This is a genomic window from Alteromonas sp. ABM1_013 (assembly GCF_056160505.1).
Window position 1 is genome coordinate 301008 of sequence record NZ_JBSWXH010000004.1, and the last position, 13666, is coordinate 314673.

General features: G+C 45.0%; 6 protein-coding genes. 4 read left to right on the top strand and 2 right to left on the bottom strand.

Going from position 1 to position 13666, the window contains the following annotated elements; all coding sequences use genetic code 11:
* The first annotated feature begins 257 nt into the window (after positions 1-257).
* Positions 258-2666, top strand: coding sequence for a TonB-dependent receptor (locus ACXAGK_RS13235; RefSeq protein WP_474856582.1), 2409 nt, complete (start codon positions 258-260; stop codon positions 2664-2666).
* Positions 2667-2794: 128 nt separating this feature from the next.
* Here ACXAGK_RS13235 and ACXAGK_RS13240 read toward each other — a convergent pair whose 3' ends face one another.
* Entirely contained in the window at positions 2795-3736 is a 942-nt protein-coding gene (locus ACXAGK_RS13240; RefSeq protein ID WP_474856583.1) for a cation diffusion facilitator family transporter, read from the bottom strand.
* A gap of 393 nt (positions 3737-4129) precedes the next feature.
* On the opposite strand from ACXAGK_RS13240, the gene ACXAGK_RS13245 reads away from it, so the two are divergent.
* From ACXAGK_RS13245 to ACXAGK_RS13255, 3 genes are all read left to right on the top strand, one after another.
* Positions 4130-6814, top strand: coding sequence for a family 16 glycosylhydrolase (locus ACXAGK_RS13245; protein WP_474856584.1), 2685 nt, complete (start codon positions 4130-4132; stop codon positions 6812-6814).
* A 67-nt stretch (positions 6815-6881) separates the two neighbouring features.
* A complete protein-coding gene (locus tag ACXAGK_RS13250) occupies positions 6882-9830 on the top strand; it encodes a TonB-dependent receptor (RefSeq protein ID WP_474856585.1) in 2949 nt (982 codons plus the stop codon).
* A 137-nt stretch (positions 9831-9967) separates the two neighbouring features.
* The gene (locus ACXAGK_RS13255) at positions 9968-11851 is read left to right on the top strand and encodes a GGDEF domain-containing protein (RefSeq protein ID WP_474856586.1); all 1884 of its coding nucleotides are present in this window, start codon (positions 9968-9970) and stop codon (positions 11849-11851) included.
* A gap of 121 nt (positions 11852-11972) precedes the next feature.
* Here ACXAGK_RS13255 and nhaC read toward each other — a convergent pair whose 3' ends face one another.
* The gene (gene nhaC, locus ACXAGK_RS13260) at positions 11973-13460 is read right to left on the bottom strand and encodes a Na+/H+ antiporter NhaC (protein ID WP_474856587.1); all 1488 of its coding nucleotides are present in this window, start codon (positions 13458-13460) and stop codon (positions 11973-11975) included.
* Positions 13461-13666 lie beyond the last annotated feature (206 nt).

Below are 13666 nucleotides of genomic sequence, written 5' to 3' on the forward strand. Positions count from 1 at the left end.
TCTGTATAGAAAAAACACAAAAAAATTAACATAACGTTTGCAAACAACTTAACAATTGTTTAACTTAATCACTCTTATATAAGACACTAGATAAAAGATATCTTTTATCTAGTTCTCGAATAAAAATTCGCGTAGCGCTGTACCCTACGTACTAAAAATAAAAACCAAACACCGTCTACGTACAACGGTTGATATATCCGAAAAATGTTGGCCATTGTTAGTTAGAGCGAGATAAGCGAAATACCCTGGAGAACAACATGAATACAAAAAGATCGATCATCAGTAAGGCGGTAACCCTTGCTATGACATCTGGATTGCTGCTTAACGCAAATGCCTACGCGCAAGATGCAGAGACTGAACAAACCGAAGCTGCAAAAGACGATAAGTCATTCGAGCAGATTGTCGTAACCTCACAGAAACGTGTACAAAGTATTAGCGATGTTCCTGTAGCAGTATCAGTATTACGCGGTGACCAGATAGAGTCGGCTTTCGCAAATAATGTTGAGAATCTTCAGGCTCTCGTCCCATCGGTTAGTTTTCGCAAAGGTACCACAACTCGTAACTCTGCATTAACGGTTCGAGGTATTGGCACAATTTCATTTAGTATCGCAGCAGAGCCAAGTGTGGCGACTGTGGTAGATGGCGTTGTATTAGGCCGCTCCGGACAGGCTTTTGCCGATCTATATGACGTTGACCGTATAGAAGTTCTGCGCGGCCCACAAGGTACACTTTTTGGTAAAAACGCGTCAGCCGGCGTGGTAAACATCACCACAAAAGACCCGTCACAGGACTTAACCGGGAGCCTTTCTACTGAATTTTATCAAGACAATGAATATCGTTTAAAAGGCACGGTGAGCGGTGGTATAACAGACGACCTTTCAGCTAGCTTGACCGTGTTTCAAGGTAAATTCGACGGTTATATAGACAACGTTTACAACAACGAAACGGTAAATGGCTATGACCGTGAAGGTGCGCGCGCCGTTGTGCTTTACGAGCCAACTAACGATTTAAAAGTTAAATTTATTAGCGAGTTTTACAGTGCTGATGACGACTGTTGTGCCGATTTAGAAGGCGTATCAAGCGGTCGTAATCCAGACTCAGAAGCAGCACCTAGCAGTGCAACTATTGCTGACGGCATTGATTTAGAACAGCGTCAAATCGACCACGATTTTGAGTCTCGCACCATCGACGACCACTCAGCTTTCTCTGTGCAAGTTGATAAAACTGTCGGCGACTATACTTTCACCTCAATCACAGCCCAGCGCTCATGGGAAAACACTGAATTCCGCGAAGGTGACTTTACCTCAATTGCTGGCGACAGCGACCAGCCAGTTTTCGGCGTACCTTTCCAACTGCACGATGTGGGTGAGCAGGAATGGAGTCAGTTTTCTCAAGAATTCCGTGTTGCTTCAAACCTAGCAGGCCCATTTAACTTCCTAGCGGGTATGTTCTATTGGAACATGGATTCTGAGCGTAACTTTACACGTGATGCTAGCTGCCAAAACAATAATGGTCAGCTTGATCAGGCACTCTCTTTTTATGCAGAAAACAATTTATCAGGAGACGAACTAACCAACGCGCTATCAGACTTAGACGCTTATGCTGATTCGCTTGGCGTATCATGTAATGCAAACGATATCGTCTCTGCCACTGCATTTATGAGCACCGAATTTAATAACTGGGCGGTCTATGGCGATGGTACTTACGATTTAAGCGATGATATGCGCCTGATCTTCGGCCTTCGCTATACCGATGATGAAGTGTCGTATAAGCATCGTCGTATTAGCAACGATGAATATGGACGTCGTGGTGTTGGTGTGCGCCCTGCTACCGAAAATACAGATGCCGAAGGCGTGGTAGATGAAACCAATCTATCCGGCCGTGTTGGTATTCAATACGACCTTGACCAAAATCAAATGGTTTATGCAACTTACTCACAAGGCTACAAAGGACCGGGTTTCAATGTTTACTATAACTTTAACCCAACGAACGACGGCCGACCTATTGGCGCTGAAGAATCTGACGCTTTCGAGGTAGGCTACAAGTACGCGAGTCGCGACCTATTGCTAAACGTTGCCTTGTTTAGCACCGACATTGAAGGTTTCCAAGCGAATAACTTCGACTGTTCAGACGGTGCATGTATTACCCGTCTTACTAATGCCGGGGATGTTACCACGCAAGGTATAGAGCTTGATATGATGTGGAATGCAACCGACAACCTAACTCTTATAGGTGGCGCTGCATATACGAAGGCAGAAATCGACGAGTTTAACTGTCCTGAAGAAGCGACCTGTACTGACCGTTCAGGCCTTGATGTACCTTTCTCTCCTGACTTGAAATACTCGCTAACAGCAGAGTACTTCATGGAAACCGAGCACGGTTTCGATGTTTACTATAACGCATCGTATATTTATACCGATGAACAGTACTCTGACTTACCAGGCAACACGGGTGAATTTAATCCACACTCATTGTTACCTGACTACAGCATGCTTAACGCAAGCGTAAGTTTCTCATTCAAAGACGATGCATTCCGCGTATCTTTGATTGCTAAAAACTTACTTGATGAAAGCTATGCAACAACGTATAGCGGCGATAACTTTCGTTATCAAATCCCTCGCGACGCAGACCGTTACTACGGCGTAGCCTTCAAGGCACAATTCTAAACCTTCAAAGCGTGTGTGTTTAAAGGGGCGTATATACGCCCCTCTTTTTTTGGTTTCGATAACTCAAACACTTAGCCAGTAAATAATATAATTAACTAATGGCTCCCTGTACCTGCATTTACTGTGTACTAATTTATCTCGTCGTGTTCATGCTGATGAGAATGGGCATGCAAATGATCATTTTCATCACGGCATGGCTCCCCCGGTAATTCAAACTCTACGGTTGTATGTGCAAGTGCAAATGGCGCAAGACGTTCATGCACCAGTGTTTTTAATTGGCGTAATTTATCATTGTCGATAGCACAATTAATGACGACATGAGCGGTGAGTACATGTTGTTCACCATCTAAAGACCAAAAGTGCAAATGGTGAACTTCTTCAACATGCTCCATAGACAGCAACGCTTGGCTAATAGCCTTTCGCGTAGATTCATCAGGCACACCTTGTAAGAATAAAGACATAGTCTGCACAAGGTATCTCACTACGTTTATTAAAATAAAGAGGGTAAAACCAATCGATAATATTGGGTCGAGAATTGGCCAATCTACAAAATGAAGAACAATGGCAACGACTAACACTGCCACCCAACCCAGCGCATCTTCAATTAAATGCCAGTTAAGCACTTTCTCATTCATTGAATGGCCACCATGAAGCTTATAGGCCGCGAAACCATTTACCAGAATACCCAATATCGCGAGCCCTATCATGCCTTCCGTTACAGGCATCTCTGGGCTGTATAGACGAGGAATTGCCTCGGACATTACCCAAATTGAACCAAGTACTAAAATGAGACCGTTAATCATGGCTCCCATTAAACTTAGCCTTTTAAAGCCATAGGTATACTTTTCGGTGGAGGCCTTGTGACCTAGTTTACTCAAGTACCAGGCTAATCCAATTGACAGGGAATCGCCTAGGTCATGAACAGCGTCTGCCATTATAACCATACTGTTAGTGAGCCAACCGCCGATAAACTCAATAATGGTAAAGGTAAAGTTCAGCCAAAATGCCCATCCGATACGAGTGGAGTCTTCCTTAGAAGAAGTAGTGTCGACCTGATGATGATTATGCATGGGCTATACTCTTTCTGAGCTATCGAGAAAGCTTATCGTGAAGCACTATTTGTTGCGAGTGAAATACTCAAAACACCTTATTAACAACAGTGCCTTTTCATTTGTAAATGCAGAGTGAATCGTTAAAGCAATCTTTTCAAATAAAACGACCAATACCAGCCAACTAACTGATAATATAATTATTTTTATATTGTTGACGATATATACTCATACTACTAAATGTTAATTTTTTGAGAACAGTATTGATCTTTACGTGTCAGTGGCTTAATGTAATGTAAGCGCTTTCAAACAGCCATTTTTATTTGACCCATTTTGTAAGCGCTTACACAAGCTTTTTACGTGGCATTTGCCACAACATAAAAACCCAATTTCTTTTGATCAGGGCTGAAAACAATGACGAAAAAAGCATCTCAACTTTCGCGGATAGCTGCCGCGATCTCAGTCACAACCCTATTTGGCTGTGGAGGTGGAGCAACAACCTCTACAGATATCGACGTTGTTGACGCAACGGTTCCCGTTACCGACTGGGAGCTTGTTTGGAGCGACGAGTTCGATGGAACCAGTATTAACGATGATAACTGGACCCATGAAGTAAACTGTGACGGTGGCGGTAACAATGAAGCCCAGTGTTACACAGACAGCGAAGACAATTCATTTGTGTCTGACGGTAGCCTGAAAATTGTCGCGCTTCCTGCCGAAGAAGGTGCCCCAAAACCGTATACGTCAGCCCGATTAATTACTCAGTACAAAGCCGATTTCAAATACGGCCGTTTTGAAATGCGCGCTAAGCTACCAGAAGGTCAAGGTAGCTGGCCTGCATTCTGGATGATGCCTACTGATTCAGTATATGGCGGCTGGCCGCGCTCTGGTGAAATCGACATTATGGAAGCGGTAAACCTTAAAGCAGCAGACGCAGAAGGTAACCCTGAAAGCCATATTTACGGCACACTTCACTACGGTCAAGAATGGCCGAACAATGATAGCTCTGGTCAAGCGTATTCTCTTCCTGATGGCGCGAACCCAGCTGATGACTTCCATACCTACGCTATAGAGTGGCAGGAAGGTGAAATTCGCTGGTACATGGACGGCTATTTATATGCCACCCAGCGTCGCTCTGAGGTACGCTATAACGCAAATGGTGATGCAACAGGTCTTTCCCACCGCGGTTGGTACACTGAGTACTTTGACCAAATTACCGGTGAACTTGAAACCCAATGGAATAACGCCCCTTACGATCAAGAGTTTTTCATGATCCTTAACTTCGCTGTGGGCGGAAGCTGGCCTGAAGCCGTTAACGAAACGGGCATAGATGCAGATGCATTCGTAGACGGTCAAACGTTCGAAATTGACTACGTGCGCGTTTATGAGTGTGCCTCAGACCCTGAAACTGGTAAAGGTTGTGAGACTGTGCGCCCTGGTTACGACAGTGTAGATGATGCATTGGTTGAAGGCGCTGCTCCCATCCCGTCGCCTCCTTCTACCGGCATTCCACAAGACTTAACCATTTTTGGGGGTACGCCTAATCCAAACTGGGCAGCTTGGGATTGCTGTGGTGGCTCTACCCCTCAACTTGTTGAAGATACTGAGCTAGGTCAAGTTTATGAATTTACCTTTGGCGCAGAACCTACGGTAGTCGGTTTTATCAGCCGCGATGCGTTTCTTACTGACCCAGAAGGTGAAGCCTCTCCTTTTGATGCCTCTCCCCTTGAAGGCATTGGTAGCTTAAAATTTGATTTAAAACTAGTTTCTGCACCTAATAACGCTGAAGCAAACTGGAACCTGAAAGTTGAAAGTACTGAAGCAACGACAGACGCCTCTTTTTCACTGATGAGCGGCTACGTTGGACCTTCAGATACTGCACCTGCTACACCGCAAGTGGGCGTATGGGAAAGCTATCAATTTCCTATCAGTATGTTTGCTGAAGCAGAACTAGACACCAGCGCCATTGATACCATCATGATTTTCCCTGACTGGGGTGCAGGTGAAGGTGCCGTTTATCAAATTACTAATGTAGAAATTTCACAGGACGGTGCGGTTGCATACCCTGAACTCACTATCTTCGAAGATGGCCAAAACCCTGATTGGCCTATGTGGGACTGCTGTGGTGGCTCTACCCCAACTGAAGAAATGGATGATGAAGAGCACGGCTTAACGGCGGAATTCCGCATCGGCGCAGAACCTACAGTAATGGGCTTTATTACTCGTTCTGCCGCTGGTGGTGGTGATACTCCATTTGATGCAACTGCACTTACAGATGGTGGCCTTCTACAATTCGACATGAGAGTAGTGAGCGCTCCTAACAATCCAGACTCTACATGGCTATTTAAAGTTGAGTCTAACGATGCATCAACTGCGGTAGAACTACCATTAGCGGATAGCGTTGAAGGTCAAGCTCCTGTTGAAGGTGAGTGGCAGACATATACGTTCCCTATTTCTGACCTACAAGCACGCGGCTTAGACGTTAGCGCGATAGACGTCATCATGGTGTTCCCTGCTTGGAGTACTGGTGAAGGCGCCGTGTATCGCTTAGACAACGTAAAAATATACCACCCTGACAGTGGTCAAGAAGCGCCTTCAGCGTCTGGCATTACCTTGTTTGCAGACACTGCGGCAGACCAATGGCGTATTTGGGATTGCTGCGGTGGCTCAACGCCTACCGAGGAAGTTGATGATGCAGAGCACGGAACAGTTGCTGAGTTTCGAATTGGCGCAACGCCAACCGTGATGGGCATTATTGCCGATGACGGTCACTCTTACGATGCGTCAGCACTACTAGCCAATGGTGCAGTGCGATTCGAAATGAAAGTAAGCGCTATGCCTAATGATGCTTCAGCGCCTTGGTTATTCAAGATTGAATCTATCGACGTGTCATCAGCAGTAGAGCTCCCTATTTCAGCTAGCCTTGAGGGTGTAGATCCGGTTGAAGGCGAATGGCAGACCTACACTTTCCCTCTTCAAACGTTGTACGACTTAGGTCTGGATATCAGTGCAATCAACGTCATCATGATGTTTCCAGCATGGGGCTCTGGTGAAGGCGCAGTATACCGCGTCGATAATGTTGAAATTGCAGCGCAATAGCAAAGCATGTGTTGCCTAAGCGGAGCTTGGGCAACATACGAAATTGATAAGAATTAGTAGGGCAATTATGAAAAACACATCTTTTAAAAAGACCCAACTTGCCACATCAATGGCTTTGTTGATGGGCTCTTCTCTTGTGCTACCCACACACGCTCAAGAAGCAGAAACAGCAACGCCAGCAGAAGGCGAAGTAGAAGTTATTCAAGTTAGCGGTATTCGCGGCAGTATGATCCGCTCAATGGACCTAAAGCGCAGTTCGAGCGGTGTAGTAGACGCCATATCAGCTGAAGAGCTAGGTAAATTTCCTGATACGAACCTAGCTGAAGCATTGCAACGCATTACCGGTGTAACCATTAGCCGAAATAACGGCGAAGGTAGCCAAATTACTGTTCGTGGTTTCGGCCCAGAGTTCAACCTAGTCACCCTTAACGGCCGCCAAATGCCGGGTACCGGTTTTACCCGCTCTTTCGACCTTGCCAACCTTTCATCTGAAGGCGTAAGCACGCTAGAGCTTCAAAAAACTGCCCGAGCAGAAAACCCGAGCGGGGGCTTAGGTGCTACGGTAAATATCATTACTATGAAGCCGCTTTCCCAGTCAGGACAAAACGCGACTATTTCAGTAAAAGGTATTTACGATACGTCTAATGAAGCTGGTGACGATGTAACCCCTGAGATCGCAGGTGTTTACACCAATACTTTCGCAGACGACATGTTCGGATTCGGAGTATCTTTTTCGCACCAAGAGCGTGATTTCCAACAGCAAGCGGCTAGCATTCAAGGTTGGGTACTTCAAGAGAATGAAGACCTTCCTCAAAATATAGATCCAAGTAATGTTGTTGATAACCGCACCAATATTACCGATGCAGCGTTCTTCCCGAAAGACATGAACTACAGCATTAACGACATTCAGCGTGAACGTTCTAATGGTCAGGTTACTTTCCAGTTCCGCCCTGTAGATGCGTTTACTGCAACTATAGACTACACTGCGTCTCGCGCAACCACCGGCACTAACACTGTAGGTTGGGGTATATGGAACAACTTTGGTGCAAACATTAATGCTTATGAGCTTGATGAGAACGGTACAGCTGTTTATGCAGACATCAGTGGCGATGACGGCTCGTTTACCGCAAGCCGCAATACCACCCGTGTTGACGCACGTTCACTTGGCGTAAACTTAGACTGGATGGTAAATGACGATTGGCATTTACGTTTGGATTACCATGACTCTTACAACAAAACCGACAATGGTTATGACGAAGGGCTGGGTAGCGCTGGGCAAATCATTCTTGGTTCAAACCAGTTAGAGTCTAAAGTTTATGACTACCGTGAAGATGAAATTCCTCAGGTTTATGTAAACTGGAATAACGGTACTAATGAAATTTTGCCAGGTGAGATTGACTCTAACTTCAGTCAGTTCATTTATTCACCAGGACGTTCTGACATTGAGCAACTGCAGTTAGACGGTACTTGGTATAACTCGGCGTGGGACATCCCGCTAGTTAAAGTTGATTTTGGTGTGGCTCGAACAGAACAATCTCTATCTGGCTTTACCGCGTGGAGTGGATTGCGCGGTGGACCTGGCTTTAGCCCGTCGTTTACTGAAATCTTCCCAGACAGTATGTTCGTTCGCAACGACACTTCAGGCTTTTTAGACGCCTTTGATGGTGGTGGCGCAAGCATGAACCCTGGCTATTACTACACCTTTGACTTCGATGAAGCCATTGCGCGTCAGCTTCAATTCATCACTGCTGATGTTGTGGGTGAAAGCAACGCGTACTCTATCGACCCATATTTCAGCGGTGCTCCTTCAGTAAGTAATGTAGAAGAGACAACAGACTCAATCTATGTACAGACAGAATGGGACTTTGACGTTAGCGATTACTACGTTCAAATTAACGCAGGTCTTCGCTACGAAGAAACAGAAGTACCTAGCACTGCTGAAGTTCGCGTACCGATTCAAGTTAACTGGGTTGCCGCTGGTGAGTGGATCACAGTCTTCCAAGACGGTGTTGAAGAACAGGACTTTACCGGTAAGTACGATGTACTGCTTCCTATGTTCGATGTGAAAGTCGATGTTACTGACGACATTGTTGCCCGCTTCTCTTGGGGTAAATCGATTACTCGTGCACCTATCGGCTTTTTACAAGGAGGACGTTCGTTTAGCGGAAGCCCTAAAATTGGCTCGAGGGTAGTATCTGAAGGCAGTACCGACCTTAAACCTTATGAGTCAACTAACTTAGACTTATCTTTCGAATGGTACTACGACGAAGCAAGCTATGCGTCAGTAGGCCTATTCAGAAAGTCAGTGAAGAACTATATCGATACCCAAGGTAGGCTTGAAACCTTTGACGGCCTTAACGATATTTACCAAGGCCCAAGATGGCAAGAAGCTGTTTCAGCACTTCAGGCAGAAGGCATTCAGGCCACCGACAGTAACATTTACGACTACTTCAGAGAAGCAGGCTACGCTGATGCAGATGGCGTTGTTGAGCCTAACTCAGACGACCCGCTTATTGAGTGGAACGTGGTGAAGCCTCGTAACCTTAACGAATCAAAAACCGTTGAAGGTATCGAGCTTGCTGTTCAACACACATTTGGTGAAACCGGCTTTGGTTTTGGCGCTAATGCGACGCTTGTTGACGGTGACGTAGAGTACGACCCATACAACCTAGAACAGCAAAATCCGCTAGTAGGTATCAGTGATTCAGCTAACTTCCAAGTGTTTTACGAGAAGGAAGGTCTGTCTGTAAAAGTCACTTATGCATGGCGTTCAGACTATGTTGTTGGTATTGGTCAAGCGCAAGGTTCATCTGATAACCCAGCCACCCAGTTCGACACGTTTGGTCAGGTTGATGCCAGCATCAACTACGATGTGAATGAGCACTTAACAGTGTTCCTAGAAGGTGTGAACATAAACGACGAAACCGAGCGAGGTTATGGCCGCTTTGAAGAGCAATTCTTATTCGCTCGCCAGTATGGCCCTCGCTACACGCTTGGCGCTAGATACAGCTTCTAAGTTTAGTAAGCACTTTCGATAAGGGCCTTTTCAAGGCCCTTTTTTAATTCTAACCCGCTAAAATCATCAAACATTTCTGCCATTTTTTGGTAACCTCACTTCATAAGCTCAGGATGAGTAGTAGAAGAAGAAAGCAAGTGAAGTATAAGAAGTGTATTAGCGCGCTAGTGCTATTTTTGATGGGAATTAATTCTACTTTTGCGATTAGCGGTGATAAATATTTCCAAGCATATTCCCAAATTATAAGCAGCAAACCCGACGGTGAAAAAGAGTTAATGGCATTAGTCTCTGACTCTGATGCCCTATCTGAATCGTCATCCCTTGCATCTGTGTACATTGCTTTGCTGCAATCTACGGTTAATCATCCTACGGGATTCGAAGAATACAAACTTGCGCCGAAAGACCAGGTACAAGATGTAAAGCGTTCACATCCGTCTTTATATTTTAGACACAACATTCTGTTAGCTTATAACTTTGCCATTCAAGAAAAGTGGCGTTTGGCCCATAGCAAAATTGACGAAATAATCGCGTTTGCCAATGGTAGTGATACTGAGCTTTACTTTGACGCCATTGCGACTAAATCCATTTTCTTGGCGAGAATGGGACTAATAAGAGCATCTTTGAACTCCAGCGCAAAAATCTTGGGCGAATTGCCCTCATTAACCGAAAAACGTTTCTTTGGAGACGGTGCAATAGAAAACATGGAGCTTGATATAGGGCTCAATATGTCTTACCTAGGGGAGAGCAAACGTGCTTTGGAATTGTGTTCTCGCGCAGAGGCTTTCTTTATTACTAGGCCGTTGGCTAGCCCACACCGATATTACCAAATTGCCCTCGATTGCCAACGAAGAAGCCTTGAGAACTTAAATCAACCCGATAAGGCTTTCGATACGCTTGAAAGGTACATTGAATACGCTACATCCATTGAAGACTGGGATACCTACACCTATGGGCTAGTTTTGAAAGTTGAGTATTTGTATGCTCTGGACAAAGTAAAAGAAGCGCATAAATTAATTGAAAAAACTGAGAGTTTTATATCCACACTACCTGTCTCATACGATACTAATACCTATCAAATCTTTCGATTTAAAGCGCTAGTAGAACAACGCGAGTTAGAAACAGCTAAAGCACTGATGGATAATATTATCGACAGCCTAAGCGCCGATTACAGCTCATCAAACTTGCTCTGGGCGCAGTTTAAATCTATTCAGTCTTCTTTCTTTGAGCAGTCAGGAAACAAAGAAGCGGCTATATCAGCATTGCGCGACAGCAAAGACTTTTATCAGTCCCTTTATTACCAAACGGACGATCGAGAGGAAGTGTTTAGCGACTACTATGAGAGCGCCCTTGCTGAGCGAAAATTACAACTTTTAGAGCAGCAGCACGAATTAGCAGGCGTGGAACTCGCAAACAGCAACAGAACAAATTTAATTCTGAGTGTTGGGGCGCTGGTCTTGGTGGTGCTTTTAGCCCTCGTAACTTATCTATACATTGTTCAAAGAAGGCTGAAAAGAGAACAAGAAACACTAGCGACTGTAGATACCCTCACAGGCGTTCGCAACAGAAGAAGTTTACTCGGCGCAGTACAGTTAGAGATTAGCAAAGCAAAAGCCTATCAAAATAATTTATCTTTAGCGTTGATTGACTTAGATAACTTTAAAGCCATCAACGACAACTACGGCCATGAATGCGGGGACGATTTACTTAAAGCGTTTTGCGAGCATGTATCTAACTCCATTAGAAAAACAGATACTTTTGGACGCTATGGCGGAGAAGAATTCATTTTATGCCTTCCAAAAACCTCCGCTTCCGAAGCTAAAAAAGTTGTAGATTCAATCCTTGATAGCTATCGACAATTGCGTATTTCTAGTGAGATCAGTGAACAAACCTTTTCCGCTGGCATCGCTGAATATCAAAAAGGTATTGAAACGTCGAAACTCATCAAGCAGTGTGACGATGCACTTTATGTAGCTAAAAGATTCGGTAGAAATAGAGTTTGTATTTTTAGTCATGACGACTGACAAAAGCCTAAGAATTAAAAGCTAAACAAGCCGAACAAACCTCAGTGCCAGGGTTAATTAACCCTAACACTTTGGTAAGCGTCTCGCTTTAACTATGACTACTGTTTTTTCTAGGCCATCGTTACTCGGTAACGGGTGTGCCGTCTTTGTTAAACTTAGCGATTGCCGCACCTGACGTTTTCCACTGTTCACGCTCTTCATCTGTAGCTTTTGGCGAGAACCAGCCAACATAGGCGTAGAATATTCCTATCAGAGGTGCCGTCCAACAGGCAAAAGCAAGAGGGATATACAGCAAGTTTTCTAAGCTAGCGCCTGAAATACCAAGGCCAAGCGCCGATATCACAAACGCGCCTCCGGCATTCCAAGGGATAAGTGGTGACATTAGCGTTCCTCCCTCTTCGATACCACGTGACAGATTAAGGGTGGAGTAGCCCATGCCCCGATAAACAGGAGAATACATCCTTCCAGGTAAAGCCACCGATAGATATGGGTCGCCTGCCACTAAGTTAGTAGAAAAGGCGGTGCCAACTGCCGCAACTTGTGTACCGGCAAAGGTTTTTGCTTTGCTTTTGATTGCGTTAATGATGCTTCGTAAGCAGCCCGTTGTCTCTAACGCCCCACCGAAACCAAGGGCAATAAGCACCAATGAGATAGTCCACATCATAGACTGAACACCACCGCGATTGAGCAGACTATCTATTTCAATGATATTTGTATTAATGGAGTAGCCGTTGTTTGCATAGTCGAATACGGCCTGCAGGCTTTGCCCCTGCATAAACATGGCAAATACACCTCCCACTACGGCACCAGCAAATAATGCAGGAAGTGGCGGAATTTTCTTTAGTGCCAGCCCCATTACAATAAGTGCAGGCAAAAGTGCCCAGCAAGATATGGTGAAATTGTCTTCAAGCGCTGTGGTGATACCCGCAATTTTGGCAAATGAAACGCTTTGGGCATCTATGACAAAGAAGCCTACACCCAGATAGATTAAAAATGCTATTACCATGGCGGGGATTGTTGTTGCCATCATATTTTTTATATGTGAAAACACATCTGTACCGGTTACTGCCGGAGCAAGGTTTGTGGTATCTGACAGCGGCGATACCTTGTCACCAAAGAAAGCCCCAGAAACCACGGCTCCCGCGGTCCAGTACATGGGTATATCAAAGCCCTCGCCGATGCCCATTAATGCTAAACCAACGGTGCCTACGCTCCCCCAACTTGTACCTAGCGATACGGAAACGACTGCACAGATAACCATACCGGCAGCCAGAAAGATTTGGGGAGAAAGGGTCTTTAGCCCATAGTAAATAATCGTAGGCACAGTACCACTAGCTATCCAAATGCCTATGATCATCCCAACAACAATAAGAACACTTACTGCCGGTAAGGCGACGTGGATGACTTTAAAAATACCTGCCCGTACTTCTTCCCATGTCAGACCAAGATAAGTTCCTACAAAACTAGTCAATGCTATGCCGATGGCAAGTGGTATATGAGGTTCGAACACGCCGAAGTAGAAGATCTGCATACCCAATATCAAAAGGGTTAAAATAACTGGCGTCAAAGCAAGATAAAGATGGGGTGTAGGCGTTTTTTCCTTTGTCATATTACTACCCTGTAAATAAACATGTGATGTGAACGAGGAGTTGTCACAAATACCCTGCTTGAATCAGTTATCATCCAGCCACTGATTTGCAGATTTAATAAACATAGCTACGGGGTAACGTGGGGAAAAGATCGGTGACGCAAATGAGTGGGGGTTGAGCTGTTTACAAACAAAAACGTCGCCAAGGCTTTGCCCCGGCGACGTTG

What these genes read in the sequence shown, in the direction of transcription:
- ACXAGK_RS13245 (WP_474856584.1), top strand. Translation starts at nt 4,130, where the DNA reads ATGACGAAAAAAGCATCTCAACTTTCGCGGATAGCTGCCGCGATCTCA.
- ACXAGK_RS13235 (WP_474856582.1), top strand. Translation starts at nt 258, where the DNA reads ATGAATACAAAAAGATCGATCATCAGTAAGGCGGTAACCCTTGCTATG.
- ACXAGK_RS13240 (WP_474856583.1), bottom strand. Translation starts at nt 3,736, where the DNA reads ATGCATAATCATCATCAGGTCGACACTACTTCTTCTAAGGAAGACTCC.
- nhaC (WP_474856587.1), bottom strand. Translation starts at nt 13,460, where the DNA reads ATGACAAAGGAAAAAACGCCTACACCCCATCTTTATCTTGCTTTGACG.
- ACXAGK_RS13250 (WP_474856585.1), top strand. Translation starts at nt 6,882, where the DNA reads ATGAAAAACACATCTTTTAAAAAGACCCAACTTGCCACATCAATGGCT.